The organism is Paenibacillus nuruki (assembly GCF_001721045.1).
Classification (GTDB): Bacteria; Bacillota; Bacilli; order Paenibacillales; family Paenibacillaceae; genus Saccharibacillus; species Saccharibacillus nuruki.
Map to the genome: position 1 here is coordinate 40,121 of NZ_MDER01000024.1, position 17,943 is coordinate 58,063.

Annotated in this window: 16 protein-coding genes; 14 read left to right on the forward strand and 2 right to left on the reverse strand. The window is 38.9% G+C overall.

Translation table 11 applies throughout. The annotated features are described in order from the left end of the window. The first annotated feature begins 17 nt into the window (after positions 1-17). The 3 genes from PTI45_RS02110 (at position 18) to PTI45_RS24005 (ending at position 2,968) form a co-directional block, all read left to right on the forward strand. Entirely contained in the window at positions 18-827 is an 810-nt protein-coding gene (locus tag PTI45_RS02110; RefSeq protein ID WP_069325883.1) for a class I SAM-dependent methyltransferase, read from the forward strand. 255 nt (positions 828-1,082) lie between these two features. Continuing rightward, on the forward strand, positions 1,083-2,555 hold the full coding sequence (locus PTI45_RS02115; protein ID WP_069325884.1) for an aldehyde dehydrogenase family protein: 1,473 nt from the start codon (positions 1,083-1,085) through the stop codon (positions 2,553-2,555). A 269-nt stretch (positions 2,556-2,824) separates the two neighbouring features. Continuing rightward, positions 2,825-2,968 carry a hypothetical protein gene (locus PTI45_RS24005; RefSeq protein WP_175425102.1) on the forward strand — a complete coding sequence of 48 codons (144 nt, stop codon included), beginning with the start codon at positions 2,825-2,827 and terminating at the stop codon, positions 2,966-2,968. Positions 2,969-3,139: 171 nt separating this feature from the next. Here the strand turns inward: PTI45_RS24005 and PTI45_RS02120 are convergent, their stop codons facing one another. Both PTI45_RS02120 and PTI45_RS02125 read right to left on the reverse strand, forming a co-directional pair. Beyond that, on the reverse strand, positions 3,140-3,493 hold the full coding sequence (locus PTI45_RS02120) for a winged helix-turn-helix transcriptional regulator (protein ID WP_069325885.1): 354 nt from the start codon (positions 3,491-3,493) through the stop codon (positions 3,140-3,142). Between the two features lie 356 nt (positions 3,494-3,849). Then, entirely contained in the window at positions 3,850-4,089 is a 240-nt protein-coding gene (locus tag PTI45_RS02125; protein ID WP_069325886.1) for a hypothetical protein, read from the reverse strand. 378 nt (positions 4,090-4,467) lie between these two features. Here PTI45_RS02125 and PTI45_RS02130 point away from each other — a divergent pair, with 378 nt between their 5' ends. The 11 genes from PTI45_RS02130 to PTI45_RS02180 all read left to right on the forward strand — a co-directional run bounded on the left by PTI45_RS02130 (position 4,468) and on the right by PTI45_RS02180 (position 17,889). Continuing rightward, on the forward strand, positions 4,468-5,301 hold the full coding sequence (locus PTI45_RS02130; RefSeq protein WP_069325887.1) for a hypothetical protein: 834 nt from the start codon (positions 4,468-4,470) through the stop codon (positions 5,299-5,301). A gap of 177 nt (positions 5,302-5,478) precedes the next feature. Further along, entirely contained in the window at positions 5,479-6,285 is an 807-nt protein-coding gene (locus tag PTI45_RS02135) for an SDR family oxidoreductase (RefSeq protein ID WP_139129204.1), read from the forward strand. A gap of 156 nt (positions 6,286-6,441) precedes the next feature. Beyond that, positions 6,442-6,807: a DnaJ family domain-containing protein gene (locus PTI45_RS02140; RefSeq protein ID WP_069325936.1), complete on the forward strand. Its 366-nt coding sequence runs from the start codon at positions 6,442-6,444 to the stop codon at positions 6,805-6,807. 105 nt (positions 6,808-6,912) lie between these two features. After that, positions 6,913-9,459 carry an ATP-dependent helicase HrpB gene (gene hrpB, locus PTI45_RS02145; RefSeq protein ID WP_083243295.1) on the forward strand — a complete coding sequence of 849 codons (2,547 nt, stop codon included), beginning with the start codon at positions 6,913-6,915 and terminating at the stop codon, positions 9,457-9,459. A gap of 147 nt (positions 9,460-9,606) precedes the next feature. Next, positions 9,607-10,290, forward strand: coding sequence for a general stress protein (locus PTI45_RS02150; protein ID WP_069325889.1), 684 nt, complete (start codon positions 9,607-9,609; stop codon positions 10,288-10,290). 230 nt (positions 10,291-10,520) lie between these two features. Beyond that, on the forward strand, positions 10,521-10,730 hold the full coding sequence (locus tag PTI45_RS02155) for a hypothetical protein (RefSeq protein WP_069325890.1): 210 nt from the start codon (positions 10,521-10,523) through the stop codon (positions 10,728-10,730). 46 nt (positions 10,731-10,776) lie between these two features. Next, positions 10,777-11,937: an acyltransferase gene (locus PTI45_RS02160; RefSeq protein ID WP_069325891.1), complete on the forward strand. Its 1,161-nt coding sequence runs from the start codon at positions 10,777-10,779 to the stop codon at positions 11,935-11,937. Between the two features lie 242 nt (positions 11,938-12,179). Continuing rightward, on the forward strand, positions 12,180-12,758 hold the full coding sequence (locus PTI45_RS02165) for a TetR/AcrR family transcriptional regulator (protein ID WP_069325892.1): 579 nt from the start codon (positions 12,180-12,182) through the stop codon (positions 12,756-12,758). A gap of 12 nt (positions 12,759-12,770) precedes the next feature. Then, positions 12,771-15,947: a bifunctional cytochrome P450/NADPH--P450 reductase gene (locus PTI45_RS02170; RefSeq protein ID WP_069325893.1), complete on the forward strand. Its 3,177-nt coding sequence runs from the start codon at positions 12,771-12,773 to the stop codon at positions 15,945-15,947. A gap of 480 nt (positions 15,948-16,427) precedes the next feature. Continuing rightward, positions 16,428-16,790: a replication termination protein gene (locus tag PTI45_RS02175; RefSeq protein ID WP_069325894.1), complete on the forward strand. Its 363-nt coding sequence runs from the start codon at positions 16,428-16,430 to the stop codon at positions 16,788-16,790. Positions 16,791-16,881: 91 nt separating this feature from the next. Continuing rightward, positions 16,882-17,889, forward strand: a complete 1,008-nt coding sequence (locus tag PTI45_RS02180) for a Gfo/Idh/MocA family protein (protein WP_069325895.1) — start codon at positions 16,882-16,884, stop codon at positions 17,887-17,889. The last annotated feature ends 54 nt before the right edge of the window (positions 17,890-17,943 follow it).

The window sequence follows — 17,943 nt, forward strand, 5'->3', positions numbered from 1 at the left end:
ACAAAGGAGGAATAGACATGACCGATGCAGTGTCTCAGTTTTATCAATCTTACAATGAAGATTCAAGATTCGAACGTCCATCTCGAGCAGTTGAATATCTAACGACTCTACATATGATAGATACATGGTTATCTCAGTTACCTCCAGCATCTGCGATCTTAGACAGCGGAGCAGGAAGTGGTGTATATGCTCTTCATTATGCAGCTCAAGGACACTCTGTAACAGCTATTGATATTACACCTAAGCATATTGAGCAAATTCAAGCCAAAATCGTGCAATCTAAGCAAGTATTATCTGTACAAGCAGAAATCGGTAATGCTATTCATTTATCTAATTATGCAGACCAATCGTTTGATATGGTATTGTGTCTAGGTCCTTATTATCATCTGACCTCAGCTGAAGATCGTGCATCTTGTTTGTCTGAAAGTATGCGAGTACTCCGCTTGGGTGGAATACTTATTGTGGCTTATATTAATAAATACTCGATTGCACCTATGTTAGCAGTGAAAGAACAAGGTTATATGCGTCCTTCTGTTATAGAGAAAGTATTGCAAGAAGGTGTATTTTACGATGGTGAAGAAGATAGCTTCTGGACAGACTTGTATGTCACATCACCAGAACAGATGGAGCAAGATTTGCTGTCTGCTCAGGCTGAGATTGTCGATCATGCAGGAGCAGATGGAATAACGCATACTATAGATGGTTCGATAGATGTTATGGATAAAGATACATATAACACATGGATCAACTATCATTTTCAGACATGCCGGGAGCGTAGTATTTTAGGATTAAGTACGCATGGATTGATTGTAGGACGTAAAAGTTAAAAGTATATATATCTTAAAATTGTAAAATAGATATTATAAATAAATACATGTCAAAAGCCAGTGACCTTAAAGGTTCTGGCTTTTTTATATACCAATAATGATATATAAATTTGTTCTAAATGTTTGTTTCACTAAAGACAAGGGTAAAGTATACGAGAAGCAATTGAAATAATAGTAATATACTAACTAATTGTTATTATTCGATATTTATATATGCCTATTACGTATTAAGGCTATCCTAAGGAGGATATTATTATGACACTAGTACAATCGAAATATACACATTGGAACAAGCAATTTATAGCTGGAGAATGGGTAGAAGGTTCTTCTGACAAAATGATGCAAAATAAAAATCCTTATACAGGTGAAACATTAGTAGAATGGCGTTCTTCGGATGAGAATGATCTAGATAAAGCGTACAAAACAGCGCAAACTGAAGGCAAGAAATGGTCTAAAACGCCTCTTGCTGTACGTGCTAAAGTCATGCGTGAAGCGATGATGCAAATGAATGAACGTAAAGAAGAAATCGTAGATCTGTTGATTGCTGAATCAGGTAGTACCCGTCTCAAAGCAGAACGTGAATGGATGACAACAGTACGTATTTTGGAAGAATCGTCTTCGTTCCCTTATCGAATGAAAGGGGAATTGATCGGTTCAGATATCCCAGGCAAAGAAAACCGTGTTGTTCGTGAAGCTAAAGGTGTAATTGGTGTAATTGGACCGTGGAATTTCCCTCTACATCTATGTATGCGTTCTGTCGCTCCAGCACTTGCTGTAGGTAATGGTGTAGTGATCAAGCCTGCTTCAGATACACCGATCACAGCAGGATTATTGATCGCTGATATTTTTGAAAAAGCAGGATTACCTAAAGGAGTCCTTAGTGTTGTCAGTGGTAGCGGTAGCGAAATAGGCGATGCTTTTGTCAAACACCCGATTCCTAAATTGATTTCATTTACAGGTTCAACAGAAGTAGGACGTGGGATCGGTAAATTAGCAGGCGAACATTTGAAAGATGTAGCGCTAGAGTTAGGCGGCGACAATGCAATGATCGTATTGGATGATGCGGATATTGATAAAGCTGTCGAAGCCGCTGTATACGGTAAGTTTTTCCATCAAGGACAGATCTGTATGGCACTTAATCGTATTGTGATTGATGATTCAATCTATGATACTTTTGTAGAGAAATTTACGAATACAGTCAAAGGTCTCAAATTCGGTGACCCTGCTGATGAGAAAACGTTAGTTGGGCCTTTGATTCATGAAAAAGAAGTAGATCGTCTATTAGAAGTTATCGAACAAGCGCAAAAAGAAGGCGCTAAATTACTGTATGGTGGTAAAAGCAAAGGAAGCGTGCTTGAGCCAACTGTATTAAGTGAAGTGTCTCCTGACAATTCAGTAGCACAACATGAATTGTTCGGACCTGTTGCTTTATTGATTCGTGCCCAAAATGAAGCAGATGCGATTGAAATCGTCAATCGTAGTGAATATGGTCTGAGTGGATCTGTATTTACATCGAATATCGAACGTGGTTATCGTGTCGCTCAAGAAGTAGAAAGTGGCATGGTGCATGTGAATGATCAATCTGTAAATGATGAAGCACATGTGATGTTCGGTGGCGAAAAATCATCCGGTTTGGGACGTTTCGGCGGCGATTGGGCGATTGAGAAATTTACACGTACACGTTGGATTAGTATTCAACATGAATACCGTGAATTTCCTAATATTTAAATCAATCGACTCAACAAGTATTCTATAATGCAATCATAGATCTGTTCAACCTAAACGGCTTTATTATTCCTGCGTATGGATGATAAGGTCGTTTTTGCATGATCGTATATGTTAAATCATAGATATATTTCCTAGCAAAAAGATCAAAAAGGGGTTTGAAAGATCTGAAATGCGGTTATTAATTCTTACCGGAAGATTTACCATAATCTTATTATGGACTGTATATTGGTAACGAAGCTTCTGGTGAATCGAGAAGGAGTTGAGCAGGTATGTCAATAGATCGTTTTATACTCCATAAATTAAGCCGTGAAGCCAATGAGCATACTCGTACCAATTTATTGCGCTTATTTGTTATCCGTATCCGGAGTGCAGAAAAGCAAGAAGCCGTTAGAAAACATCAATATATTAGCTAAAATGATTTTAGATTATCAATCACTTTAATGAGACATTCTCATCATTATTCTTTTGATTGTCTAGATAATCATGAGAGTTAATGATGTATATAGTAGATGCTTAAAGTTCACAAAAAAACATCCGTTCTCCTTAAAGGAGCCGGATGTTTTTTTATAGTTATAATGGTTGTGTTATTTAGCTGTTTGAGAATACTCGGCTTCTAAAACCATTGCTTCTGGCTCTACCCATGATTGAGACCAGTCCTGAATACCGCGTATAACAGATTCTAATGCTAATCCTTTTTGAGTTAATTCATATTCAATCCGTACCGGAGTCTCAGGGTATACATGGCGGACAACCATTCCTTCATGCTCTAGATCCTTCAGGCGTTCGGACAAAAGACGACCGCTTACCGGGAGTGATGATTGAATAGAGCAAAAGCGTTGAGGACCACCCATCAGTTGATAAATAATTAAGCCATTCCAACGTTTACTTAAAATCTGCATCCCCTTTTCGAATCGAGGACAAAGCATTGATGTATCCATCTATATCACCTCTTTTAATAAACCTATTATATCACATAATATACATTTGATACAGACTATCACTTCAGTAATTTAATAACTTTTAAGATATTTCTTTTAAAAGTACACTAGATTACTTAAAGTTAATTGGTGTGCAATTGATTTACCTGCATTTTTATTTAAAATGATCGAATTGCTCACAAAAAGCCGGTATTACATATAGATCCGTAAAGATCAGTATGTAACACCGGCTAAATGACAAGAATACACTATTTTATGTAATGACTAAGAAAGCTCAGACAGAAAGGGCCAAACGGAAATGTTCCGTTTTCAGGCCCAGCGTAATGTCTATAGAAGTGCATGGAGATTCATTTTGTTTAGTATAGAGATAAAGCTAAAGTATCGCTTTCACGATAAGTGTGCAAAATCGCTTCAGAACCCACAACTTCGATACTGATCACTGTATCTAGACATGTTTTAATCATTTTTTTACCATTTACAACTTTGTGTTCAATCGTTCTGCGTAATAGTCTTAACAGCTTGGACATTGGTTGTGTATTCTCGGCGTTAAAGTAAACCGGAACCATCTTGTTCTCTAAAAGAATTGTCGTTTTCACTATTAATCACCTCGTTTATTTTTATAAGTAATTTGAATTCAAAAGATTGTGTAGGTTTAGCCTCTCGACTAACTTGACTTTATTGTAATCACCTTTCCTTAAAGAAAACTTAAAATTACATGATTTTCACCTAAAACATTAGTATGAATTTTAAAGCAAGACACATAATGTTCAATAAACCTACATTACTTATTACTTATAATAATCATTTATGGTTAAAAATGGAATATATTTCGGGAAACAATTGACAAAATTAAGCCTATAGTGCTACATTTGAATAGGTACTAAGAACCTGTATTCTATTATTTTCGTAAATAGTCGCCCTTTATATAGTTATAAAAGCTCACATGCCGGTACGGAAGGGAGAAGATAGTCCACATGTTAACTTTAAATTCTTCCAAAGAACTAATGATGACGTTGACAGACAAAGAATTGTTCTTTTTAGGCGGCATACTTGGATTCGATCAGATCATGGGTATAGACAATCCATTCCACCATAGTACTGCTGAAGAACTGGCTGATATATGGAAGCAAGCAAGTACATCTTTATTACAAAAAGGATGCTTAATTATAGAAGATAATAATGAATTAGCGTCACTTCCACCAGATGCATATTTACAAGGAAAGTTTATCGGCACCTATAAGCGTGGATGCTGTATACGTTACTTTTGTGCTACAGATGCTAATAGTAAAGTCCGTGAAGGGCATAGCTATTTTACGCATGAAACGGTAGTTGATATTAAGCAAACGCCTACTTTACCGGGAAGCTATACGTTAACTGAATTAGGAAGTCTTAATAAAGCATGCACATTATTGTTAAAACGAATGAAATTAAGTAATAACAAAATAGGTGAAATGCCTGCATTAACATTTTCGCGGCAATGGTTTGATCAGTATTTTCGTGATGGTGAACCTATTCAATTAGAAAAGATGATTTCAGAATTAACTGAAATGACCGGAGATTCTGAAGGTTCACGTATTTTTGCAAAAGTGCTTCATAATTATAGTCTTCGTGCTGAGATTCAATTTTCTCAATGGGAAGAAGATAGTTGGCAACGTCAAGGCGCAGTGTTATTGGCTGATCAGAATACCAATTGGATTGTTCGTATGAGCAATCAAGATCATGAAGATTGGGTGATCGCTGTGCCTGTTGATAAAAAGCAGTTACGTCGTATGTTGCTTGATTGGGTACAACAACCTGATCCTGTATAATTGTAGAAGTAGATCCTATGAGCCGGACAGATGATATCTGTTCGGTTTTTTATTGTTAAAATTGTTAAAAAAATATGAAAAAGTGATTCCATGAGTACCTATATTGGGTAAATTGTTGAAGCACGAGGGTGCAATACTTGTGTATACATATTTTATTTAAAAGGAGTGGAGTAAATGATGGAATCTACAATTAATATACATCGCTTTGCAGGTAAAACAGCGTTGGTGACCGGAGCAGGTTCTGGCATTGGTAAAGCGACTGCTCTTAAATTCGTAGCTGAGGGAGCGAATGTGATCTTATGTGATCTATCGCTTGAACGTATACGTGAAACAGAAGCAGAAGCAAATGCGATTCGTCCTGATGCAGCATTGGCTTTTGAGATGGATATTGCAAATGAAGAACAAGTGAAACATGCAATTCAGGCAGGAGCAGAACATTTTAGTGGTCTGGATATCGTTTTTGCTAATGCAGGGATTAATGGAGTACTTGCTCCTATTGATGAGATTGGATTCGAAGACTGGCAACGTACGATTAATACCAATCTAGGCGGTACTTTTCTGACGATCAAGTATGCGCTTCCTTTCTTAAAAGAGCATGGAGGCGGAAGTATTGTGATTACCAGTTCGATTAATGGTAATACCACATTTGCAAGCTTTGGTATGTCAGCTTATAGTACTTCCAAAGCAGGTCAAGTCGCTTTTGCTAAAATGGCTGCTCTTGAACTGGCTCAATTCAAAGTTCGTGTCAATGTAATCTGTCCGGGAGCAATCTCAACGAACATTGATCAAAGTACAGAAATGAATGAACTGGTACGCAATATTGCTATTCCTATCGAATTCCCGAATGGTCGTCAACCTTTGGCAGGGCAATCGGGTTCAGCGGATAATGTAGCAGATCTGGTTACCTTCTTATCTTCTCCAGAAGCGGCTCATATCACAGGAGCGCAGATTACGATTGATGGCGCAGAATCGTTGTTGTGTTAATCTGTTGCTGACTCTCTAAATAGATAATTAATAATCATGTATATCACAAATAATGATCAAGAAGCTCTGTTATAGGAGCTTCTTTTGTTATATTATGAGGCTATTGAAATGATTACTGTAATAGATATAGATAATAATCAAAGAGGTGACAACCATATGTTATCTTGGTTAGCTGAACAGAAGATTAATGAAGCGATACAACAAGGAGAATTCGATGATCTTCCGGGAAAAGGAAAGCCACTGGAATTGGAAGATTTATCTCATGTGCCTGAAGAATTACGTGCCGCTTATAAATTGATGAAAAATGCAGGTGTCATTCCAGAAGAGTTACAATTGCGACAAGAGATGTTAACCTTAACCGATCTGATCGCAGCTTGTCAGCATGCAGGTGAACGACAAGCTTTACATCGTAGATTAGATGAGAAAACATTGCGTTTACAGATGATTACAGCTCAAAGAGGATTGTATGATAATGCTTCTTATCAACGATATGAACATCAAATTCGTCGTAAATTCACTTAGAATAGTAATATGTGATTGAAAAAGGTTCGCTTGGAATATTTAATTCTCATTTTATTAGATAGCGTTTATATAGATAATCAGACGTTTACAGAAAGGAATTATGATTTGACTGAATTATTGAATTTACCAGTAGATACGTTGATTCCGGACTTGAAATTATATTTAGAGCAACAAGGAATAGCCGTATTAACAGCGGAACCGGGAGCGGGTAAAACAACGCGTATTCCACTTGCTTTGCGCCATGAAAAATGGCTAGAACATAAGCGCATTATTATGCTAGAACCTCGCCGTGTAGCTGCGATTGCTGCGGCACGCTTTATGGCGGCTTCCTTAGGAGAGCAAGTCGGTCAAACGGTTGGTTATCGAGTAGCTTTGGATAGCAAAGTAAGTAAGCATACAGTGATCGAAGTGGTGACTGAAGGTATTTTGACAGCAATGATCCAGCATGATCCTTCATTAGAACAAGTAGGTTTGATTATTTTTGATGAATTTCATGAACGGAATCTGCATGCTGATCTGGGGCTTGCTCTGGCGATAGAGAGCAGGTCTATTTTGCGTGAAGATCTAAGGATAGTCGTTATGTCTGCTACGATGAATCCACATCCTATTGCAGCTTTATTAGGGAATGCGCCTATACTTTCAAGTGCAGGACGAACATATCCTGTAGAAACTTATTATGTGGCAGGCGAGTCGATTTTTAATATGTATCAACGTCCATATTCTGATTGGGCTAAAAAAGTAGCTTCGACTATCCAAGAAGCATTACAGCAACATGAAGGAAATGTACTGGTCTTTTTGCCAGGTATACGTGAGATTCGATCAGTATATCGAGAATGTGCATCTTTAATTCATCTGATGGGTAGTAAGGCAGAAATAGTCATTTTACATGGTGGTATGAGCGCATCAGAACAGGATCAAGTGCTTGCTCCTTCTATAGAACATACACGTAAAGTCGTATTATCCACATCGTTAGCAGAATCCAGTATTACAATAAATGGAATCCATATTGTTATTGATAGCGGTCTGATGCGTACGCCTATCTTTTCCGCTCGGACAGGGATGCAACATTTGGCAACAGAACGTGTATCTCAAGATAGTGCAGATCAACGCCGAGGCCGAGCAGGACGACAAAATGCTGGCATATGTTATCGCATGTGGAGTGAAGAAGAACAATTGTATTTATCGCCTACCCGTTTACCGGAAATCATGCAAAGTGATCTGGCTTCGACGGCGTTGCAAATTGCACTCTGGGGAACAGAGGTGAATGAATTGAACTGGTTGGATCAGCCACCGAGAGCCGCTTATGAGCAAGCTTGTCAATTATTGATCCATCTGGAAGCTCTGGACGATCAGAAATGTATAACAGCGCATGGACGTGAATTAACTAAGCTTCGGGTTCATCCTCGTCTTGCTCATATGATTGTAAAAGCTATTCCTTTAGGTCTGGTTCAACAAGCGTGTGATCTAGCCGCTTTGTTACAAGAACGCGATATATTGTCATTTCATGAAGTAGGTGCAGATTTGGAACATCGTGTACAAGCTCTTCATGGCAATACATCGTATACAGTAGATCAGGCGGCAATCAAACGTATTCGTGAATGGAGTCAACGATTTGAGAAGCAAGCACGTTTAGTTAAAGTGGATATTAAGGATGCTCCATTAGAACATCTTTCTTCTAAATTCCATACAGGGCTGTTATTATCACTTGCTTATCCTGACCGAATAGCCAAAAATCGTGGGAATGGTACCTTTCTATTACGTATGGGAAAAGGAGCTGTATGGAATAAGAAACTGGCTCATTCTGAATATTTAGCAACTGCTTCGTATCTTGTCGCCGCCGAATTAGATGGTACAGGCACAGATAGTATGATTAGATTAGCCGCAGTTATAAGTGAAGCACACATTCGGGAAGTCCATCAAGCTCATATTCAATTGGTCTCTCAAGTTCACTACGATGAAGAGAGCGAAAGGATATCTGCAAGTATTGATACTTGTCTGGGATCTATTACTTTGCAATCGGTGCCTGATCCTAAGCCTTCAGCAGAAAAGATTCAGCAGGCAATGATAGAAGCTATTCGGCGCAAAGGATTGGATAGCTTGAACTGGACCAAAACAGCTGTGCAGTGGAGAGAACGAATATCTTTTATGCATCATCTTCAAGCCGATTATCCTGCTATGGATGATCAGACATTATTAGCAGATATGAATCAATGGTTACTCCCTTATATAGAAGGAATCCGTCGATTTAGTGAATTGCGTAAGGTAAATATCACAGAGCTGCTAACTCAGCAGTTATCATGGGAACAACGTCAAGCGATAGAGCGATTGGCACCTACACATATTGACGTTCCTAGCGGATCACGAATTCCGGTTAACTATCATGATCCATTGCGTCCATTTATCGCTGTACGATTACAAGAGTTATTTGGTTGTCTCACTACACCGACTATAGGTTATCATACTCCGCTGACGATCCATTTATTATCTCCAGCAGGGCGACCGGTACAGGTCACGAACGATTTGAATAGCTTTTGGCAAGAAGCCTATTTTGAAATCAAAAAAGATTTGAAAGGCAGATATCCCAAGCATTATTGGCCTGAAAATCCGCTAACAGCTGAACCTACACATCGTGCTAAACCACGTCAATCTTAAATGCTAAGTGTCTAACTACAGAAATATGATTTTGTCAACACTTTTTTGGGGATTCCGATTGAAAATATGCCTTCAAGGGTAATAACTTCACATGCAACCTGATACCAAATTAGGTGATAAAAGGTTAATACTCGGGAGGTAACAACAATGGATAAAAAAATCGTAGGCGTATTTAATACAGAACAAGAAGCTTCTAATGCAATTGAACAATTAAAAGGTCAAGGATTTTCTACAGATGAAATTTCTGTGATTACCAAAGACCGTGAAGAATTACGTAATATTACAGAAGAAACAGATACCAAAGCACCAGAAGGTGTAGCAACAGGAGCGACTACAGGCGGAGTACTTGGCGGAACAGCAGGCTTGTTAGCAGGTCTTGGTGCGCTAGCTATACCGGGTATCGGACCAATTCTAGCAGCAGGACCGATTGCAGCGACAATTACTGGCGCAGCTGTAGGTGCTGGAGCAGGTGGATTGTTGGGCGGACTAATCGGTATGGGTATACCGGAAGAGGAAGCTACTGAATACGAAGGTTATGTGAATAATGGTAAAATTCTTGTACTTGTAGAAGATGATGACCGTTATGACAATGTATACGGCGTATTCCGTAATAACCGTACATTGAATGAGACTCGTTACCGTACACAAGCAGACCGTCAAGGTACGCTAGACCAGTCTACAACAAAGCAAGATCAACCGGTAGGACGTACAGAAGAAGATCCGAATGCGTCTAAAGTTCACAAAGAAATAGATAAAGACAGTCTTAACGATGATAGTCAAGGATCAGACAACAAATTGACTTCATATTCTAATGGCGGTTACGGCGTATAATTGATTTTTCCTAAATTATATAAAGAAACATTCAAAAGCTTATCTTTGGTCAGATTTTCTGCCAGAGATAGGCTTTTCGTCATTATTCTACTAGATTCGCTACAGTAATTGCCAAAAAAACGTGCATTAGGTTATAAATGCCCTGTTAGATTATCGCTAGAAGAGGTATACTGACAGTGAAAGGGTATATATTATGTTCCCTTTACTTTATGAATGAGGAGGTTATAATCATGGACGTACAGGATAAACTGACTCAGCCCACATCTGGTTCTGCAAAGGACAAAAAAAGAAATCGTCGTAAATGGATCAACAAGTTACGTAACGAACTTCGTCTTCCAGGTGCACCATCACCATCGCCTAGAAATGAATCACAACGCATGCCAACACCAACAATGTCTAACACTGCAAGCTGGGGTTGTGGATCACGTTTAACTTCATAAGACCGACTTATGAAGAACTATTGAATATTCCCTCAGGAGTAACATTATGACAAAAAAACCTAGATTAAGAGAAATCGAGATTTTGCGTGGTATGGCTTTTGCCGCTGTCGTGCTTCAGCATTCGATTGCTCATTTTTCTGTAGTCCCAGAATTGAAAATGGAGGATGGGGCTCGGCTTACTTTATTGCTATTAGCGGCCAAATTTGCAGTACCGGCCTTTATTTTCATCACAGGGCTGGTGCTTTTTTATAACTATGAAGACAAAATCAATTATGTATCGTTTGTTCGCAAACGATTTAAAGACATTATTGTGCCTTATCTGTTATGGTCAGTTATTTATTCGTTTATGTTAGGTATTTACAATAATCCACCGTGGGAATGGATCACGACCATGATTCGCTTCTGGCTCACAGGTAAATCAAGTTATCACTTATGGTATATTGTGATGATTATTCCGATGTATCTGTTGTTTCCGCCGCTACGTATAGGTGTAAGAAAAACGATAGCATGGATTAATGGACAACGTTATCGTGCATGGATATTGATGATCGGGTTAGTTGTAGGATATGAACTTATTTTATTTGCAAGACCTTATATTACCGATACAGCCACCATGTTAAATATTCCGATTCTTAGTGCATATTTTACAACCTATGCTGATCGTAATGTGATCTATTACTTGTTTTATTTTCTATTAGGTGCTTTAGCTGGACTACATATCAATGTGTTCCTGGATATCCTAAAACGGGTGAAATTTCCTGTGATAGTGATATGCGGGTTGTTTGCGGTGTATTATACAGGGCTGGTCTTAGGACATTTTCCTCCAGAAGCTCCATTTGGTAGACGGTTTATCGCATTAACCTTATTACAACCTGCCATGGGACTGTTCCTGATTTCATTTTTATTGCTGATCTATATTATAGCTTTGAGTATCCTATCTAGTGGTGGTACGTATCATCGACAATTATGGATTACACTAAGTCGATATTCATATGGTGGTTATTTGGCACATGCTTTGATGTTAAGAATAAGTTATATCATAGAAGAGTCGTTATTAGCAGGAATGAATATTACAGTAAGAATGATTATCGTATGGATAATTACGCTCGTATTATCGGTATTCGTTACTTATGTGATCTCACATATTCCTTACGGACACTGGCTAACAGGCATGTCATTACGTAAAAAGAATCCAGTTAAACTATAGTGTATCCAAAGAAGCAGACATCCGTTTATAAAAGGTGTCTGCTTTTTTAAGTTCTTATTTGTTATCCCTAAAAGAAGAGAATGTATAAAGCTAAAGAGTGTCAAAGTTGAAATCAAATGGTTAAGAAGTTTATAGTGTATTTACGGAATGAATGTTCATTCCGCTAACATCACTTAAAGATTAGCTGATGAATGTAGAGCAAAATAGAGATAGACCACACAGGATAGAAAGGAGTGAATACGATGGAAGCAACACTTCACAAGCAAGATTTAATCTTATCGGCTGCACTTCAATTATTTGCTGATCGTGGATTCGATGGTACGACAGTACCGGTTATTGCCGAAGCCGCCAAAGTAGGAGCAGGCACGATTTATCGTTATTTTGAAAATAAAGAAGCACTGGTGAATGTATTATTTGAGCAAGGGACGTTATCACTCACAGAAGCGACAGTAGGTCAATTGTATCAAAATGGTGAAGATGTACGCACACAGTTCAGGCATTTATTTTATGGCATGGTACACTTCGCCAAACAAGATATCAATCATCTGCACTTTATTGTCACACATGCACAAGGATGGTATTTGACAGATGCTAACAAACAATTATTTGAACAGTTACAACATGGACTTTATGCCTTTTGTGATTATGGCATTGAGCAACAGATGATTCGTCCATTGCCATCACCTGTATTAATAGCGATCGTATTTGGTGCTTTCAAAGAATTGTATAATGCAGTACGTCTGGGCGGTGTAATACTGTCCGCAGAATTGATAGAGCAAGTGGAGGAATGTTGCTGGAACGCGATAGAGCAGAAGAAATAAGGAGGAATCATAATGACCACCTATACAGATATTCCACAACCGAAAAAAGTAGGCTTACTCGGTAATTTACCCTTGATCGATGCTGAAGCTCCGTTGCAATCGATTGTAAAGTTATCTTATCAATATGGACCGATTTTTCGAATGGAGTTGCCCGGAAGAGAGCAAGTTTACCTTTCCGGACACAAATTAGTACAGGAAGCATGTGATGAATCTCGATTTGATAAAAATGTATGGGCACCTCTGCAAAATGTCCGTCCATTTACAGGCGATGGATTATTTACAAGTTGGACGCATGAACCCAATTGGAAAAAAGCACACCATATTTTGTTGCCAAGCTTTAGCCAGCGAGCGATGCAAGGGTATCAGAATATGATGGTCGATATTGCTACTCAATTAGTTCAGAAATGGGCACGATTGAATCCAGACGAAAGTGTCAATGTACCTGAAGATATGACCCGCCTGACACTGGATACGATTGGATTATGTGGTTTTAATTATCGCTTTAATAGCTTCTACCGTGATCAACCTCATCCATTTATTGTAAGTATGACTCGTGCATTAGATGAAGCGATGAGTCAATTGCAACGACTAGGTATTCAAGATAAATTAATGATTACGAAAAAACGGCAGTACAAGCATGATATTGAGCATATGTTCTCTACTGTTGATAAAATTATTGCTGAACGCCGCGAGGGATTGACCGAAGGCAAGGACGATCTGTTATCTCATATGCTTAACGGCAAAGACCCTGAGACGGGCGAGACATTAGACGATGAAAATATTCGCTATCAGATGATTACCTTCCTTATTGCTGGACATGAGACAACCAGTGGATTGCTATCATTTGCGATATATTATTTGCTCAAAAATAAAGATAAACTGCAAAAAGCATATGAAGAAGTAGATCGTGTATTAGTGGATCCATTGCCATCGTATAAGCAAGTCAGACAGTTAGATTATATACGAATGATCTTAAATGAAGCATTGCGTCTGTGGCCAACAGCGCCTGCCTTTTCACTATATGCCAAAGAAGATACGGTTTTGGATGGTCAATATCATTTGAATAAAGGCGATGCAGTTAGTGTATTGATTCCCAAGTTACATCGGGATACTGAAGCATGGGGTGAAGATGTAGAAGAATTCCGTCCTGAACGATTTGAAGATGACAGTAAAGTTCCTCATCATGCGTACAAACCGTTTGGTAATGGGCAACGTGCCTGTATCGGTCAACAGTTTGCTTTGCATGAAGCGACATTAGTATTAGGAATGGTGTTAAAACATTTTGAGATTATTGATCATACCGATTATCAGCTCAAAATCAAAGAAACGCTAACCCTCAAACCGGACAATTTTACAATGAAAGTGAAAGTACGCAAAAATCCAACAGCTGTCGCTATTATGGAAGAAAGTCAGCAAGAGCAAGAAAAAGCGCAAAAAATCGAAGCTGATCCCAAATTAGCAGGTCATAATACCCCATTATTGGTATTGTACGGTTCTAATCTAGGCACAGCTGAAGGGATTGCACGTGAACTAGCAGAAACTGGTCATTATCTTGGTTTCCATAGTGAAGTCGGAACACTGGATCAATACGCAGCCAAACTACCAACAGAAGGTGCTGTACTAATCGTTACGGCTTCGTATAATGGCAATCCGCCAGATAATGCGAAGTACTTTGTGGACTGGTTGCAAGGAGCAGAAGCAAGCGCATTACAAGGTGTGAAATATGCTGTATTTGGTTGTGGAGATCATAACTGGGCAAGCACCTATCAGAAAATACCTCATTGGGTAGATCAACGATTGAATGAACTGGGAGCACAGCGTCTTTATGAGCAAGGTGAAGGCGATGCAAGTGATGATTTTGAAAAGCAATTAGATGATTGGAAAGAGCAATTATGGCCGCAATTGATGGGGGCATTCGATCTTAATTATGCGGGTGGTGACAAGAAAGAACACAGCAATCTATCGGTTAGTTTTGTTAGTGGGATGGTAGGTACACCACTCGCTGAGACCTATGATGCGTTCCATTCCGAGATTCTAGACAATCGTGAATTGCAACATTATGATAGCGGTCGTAGCACACGACATATTGAAGTGTCTTTGCCTGCCGAAGCATCCTATCGTGAAGGTGATCATTTAGGCATATTGCCACAGAATCCAGCCAGTCTGATTAAGCGAGTGACCGATCGTTTTCATTTGAAATTGTCAGATCATCTATTGCTTAAAGGTAGTGGACGTAGTGCAGCTCATTTACCATTAGAACGTCCAGTAAGCTTGCCTGACTTATTAGGACACAGCGTCGAATTACAAGATGCTGCTACACGTGCACAGATTCGAGAAGTGGCTGCATATACTGTATGTCCACCACATCGTAAAGAACTAGAAGCATTATTAGATGAAGAAAAATACAAAACAGAAGTACTCGCTAAGCGAATCACTATGCTGGATCTAATCGAACAATATGAAGCTTGCGAAATTCCATTCGACCGTTTCTTGGAATTATTGCCACCACTCAAACCACGTTACTATTCAATCTCAAGTTCGCCTAAAGTTCATTCCGATCGAATCAGTATTACGGTAAGTGTTGTACGTGGAGCTGCGCGTAGTGGCAAAGGAGAATATCGTGGTATTGCTTCTAATTATCTTGCAGAACAAGCCATCGGTTCATCTATCGTTATGTTTATTCGTAGACCGCAATCAGGTTTCCAATTACCTGATGATCCAGCAACACCGATCATTATGGTAGGACCGGGTACAGGTGTAGCTCCTTTCCGCGGTTTTTTACAAGCCAGAGAAGTATTACAACAAGAAGGCAAAACACTGGGACAAGCTCATCTATACTTTGGTTGCCGTCATCCAGAACACGACTTTTTGTATCGTGAAGAATTAGAACAATATGCACATAAAGGAATTGTGACATTGCATACTGCTTTTTCTCGTGAAAAAGAAGAAGTCAAAGTATATGTTCAACATCAAATGAAGAAAGATACTCCTATGCTAATCGAACTGATAGATCAAGGTGCTCATTTCTATATCTGTGGAGATGGAACGAAGATGGCTCCAGATGTAGAGCAAACTTTGCGAGAAGCGTATCAAGAAGTGCATGGAGCAAGTGAAGAACAATCCGTACAATGGCTAGACGACCTACTCAGTAAAGGTCAATATGCTAAAGATGTATGGACAGGGATCTAAAAAGTAGAACCAAGAATCTCAAAATAATCGTTAAACTACCTTCAAACAGAATACCTTCAAGATTTTATTCAGTTCTTTTGTATTCGAGCTGGATTGAATATTTGAAGGTGTTTTTTTTTATTTATTATTAAATTTAATGACATGAAAAATTCGAAACAGTGAATAGAAGGATATAACAATCACAAAATGGCTAGAACCGACGAGGGATAGCCGGAAATGAGCAACTCATTTAAACAGAACGTATATGAGTACAAAAGTAATTAATGATTATTTCAATATATGAAAAATTCACAATAGAAAACCAAAAATCACGTATTAATGGCTATATTCCAACACCACGATCTCTAGTTATGTCATTAAAGACTGCTTAACTTTTCAAACCAGTGAAAATTTCATATAATAGAACATGGACAGATGTTCTGATGGGATAACCCTTTGGATAACGGGTCACACACCAGTATGCAGAAGGGGGACGAGAAAATGGCGTTTATGATTGCACAACGAGCCTTTATCAAATTGTATCTGATTTCTATGGTTGAAGAACATCATGGATATGGATATGAGATGCTTGAAGAGATGAAAGCACGATTTGAGTCGTTTGGTTATTCTCCTCCACAGAGCGAAATTTATCGAGCTTTGCACGAATTGGTGCATGATGGTGTACTTTACCGGACGAAGCAATTAAAAGGTAATGATCCCAAAGTCGATTTTCAGGAGATTGTTATTTATCATTTTACAGATGATGGGCATGAGAAAGCGAATCTGTATAAGAAACAAGTAAAGGTCGATCTGGACCGATGTATCGGAATGCTCACCAAAGCCGCCACAGACAATTACAAATAACTACAAATGGGTATATAGTGTAGAAATGAGTTAAACTCCTTGCCGGAAAGTTAAAATCATTTAATTTAAAACGAAGGGAAGGAATACAATCATGACTGAACGTAAATTAAAGTGGGGCATTATGAGCACCGCAGGGATTGCTGTAAGCGCCGTCATCCCTTCTATTCATGAATCGTTACGTAATGAAACATTAGCGATTGCAAGTCGTTCGTTAGAACTGGCGCAAGTAGTAGCCGAACAGTGCAATATTCCAAGAGCCTATGGTAGCTATGAAGAGTTATTAGCTGATCCTGATATTGATGCCGTGTATATTCCATTGCCGAATCATTTGCACAAAGAATGGACGATCAAATCAGCAGAAGCTGGCAAACATGTATTATGTGAAAAGCCTGCGGCACTGGATGCGCAAGAAGCGGCTGAAATGGTGGACGTATGTCGTAGATCAGGGGTGTTATTTGCCGAAGGATTTATGTATCGTTACCATCCGAAGCATGCACGTGTCAGAGATATTATTGAATCCGGCGAGATTGGTACGATTCGTTCGATGCATGGACGATTTACATCTAACAATGCAGAAGATATTGATAACGTAAGATATCGCCGTGAAATGGGTGGCGGCTCATTATATGATTTGGGTGTCTATCCTGTCTCTGCTGCACGTATGTATTTCGGGTCTGAACCTGTAGCTGTAACCGTACAAGGATTCTTTTCTTCTAAACATGATCATGTCGATATGATGGCATCCGGTCTGATTGAATTTCCAGGTTCGGCTTCATTAACCTTTGAATGTGGAATGTGGGCATATCCAAGCTGTGCTCTAGAAATTGTAGGTACCAAAGGGCGTATTAAATTACCATATGCTTTTGGACGCAATGACAGTGAAGATGAACCTCAAGTCGTCATCTATACCGATGAAGGCAAGCGCGGAGAAAATGTACAAGTGGCTAATCACTTTGCTCTTCAAGTCGATGCTTTTGCCGCAGCTGTAATTGATGGAACTCCATTACCTTATAGCCCGGAAGATGCAATCCGCAATACCAAAGTCATCGCCGCATGTCTAGAATCCGCCAAACGCGGAGAAAAAATCCGCCTTGTCTAGCATTTGGCAATAAAAATGCGATATTTTCTAGTAAAACCAAAAATGATTTTTGCA

What these genes read in the sequence shown, in the direction of transcription:
- PTI45_RS02115 (WP_069325884.1), top strand. Translation starts at nt 1,083, where the DNA reads ATGACACTAGTACAATCGAAATATACACATTGGAACAAGCAATTTATA.
- PTI45_RS02150 (WP_069325889.1), top strand. Translation starts at nt 9,607, where the DNA reads ATGGATAAAAAAATCGTAGGCGTATTTAATACAGAACAAGAAGCTTCT.
- PTI45_RS02155 (WP_069325890.1), top strand. Translation starts at nt 10,521, where the DNA reads ATGGACGTACAGGATAAACTGACTCAGCCCACATCTGGTTCTGCAAAG.
- PTI45_RS02160 (WP_069325891.1), top strand. Translation starts at nt 10,777, where the DNA reads ATGACAAAAAAACCTAGATTAAGAGAAATCGAGATTTTGCGTGGTATG.
- PTI45_RS02110 (WP_069325883.1), top strand. Translation starts at nt 18, where the DNA reads ATGACCGATGCAGTGTCTCAGTTTTATCAATCTTACAATGAAGATTCA.
- PTI45_RS02180 (WP_069325895.1), top strand. Translation starts at nt 16,882, where the DNA reads ATGACTGAACGTAAATTAAAGTGGGGCATTATGAGCACCGCAGGGATT.
- PTI45_RS02170 (WP_069325893.1), top strand. Translation starts at nt 12,771, where the DNA reads ATGACCACCTATACAGATATTCCACAACCGAAAAAAGTAGGCTTACTC.
- PTI45_RS02175 (WP_069325894.1), top strand. Translation starts at nt 16,428, where the DNA reads ATGGCGTTTATGATTGCACAACGAGCCTTTATCAAATTGTATCTGATT.
- PTI45_RS02120 (WP_069325885.1), bottom strand. Translation starts at nt 3,493, where the DNA reads ATGGATACATCAATGCTTTGTCCTCGATTCGAAAAGGGGATGCAGATT.
- PTI45_RS24005 (WP_175425102.1), top strand. Translation starts at nt 2,825, where the DNA reads ATGTCAATAGATCGTTTTATACTCCATAAATTAAGCCGTGAAGCCAAT.
- PTI45_RS02135 (WP_139129204.1), top strand. Translation starts at nt 5,479, where the DNA reads ATGGAATCTACAATTAATATACATCGCTTTGCAGGTAAAACAGCGTTG.
- PTI45_RS02165 (WP_069325892.1), top strand. Translation starts at nt 12,180, where the DNA reads ATGGAAGCAACACTTCACAAGCAAGATTTAATCTTATCGGCTGCACTT.
- PTI45_RS02130 (WP_069325887.1), top strand. Translation starts at nt 4,468, where the DNA reads ATGTTAACTTTAAATTCTTCCAAAGAACTAATGATGACGTTGACAGAC.
- PTI45_RS02140 (WP_069325936.1), top strand. Translation starts at nt 6,442, where the DNA reads ATGTTATCTTGGTTAGCTGAACAGAAGATTAATGAAGCGATACAACAA.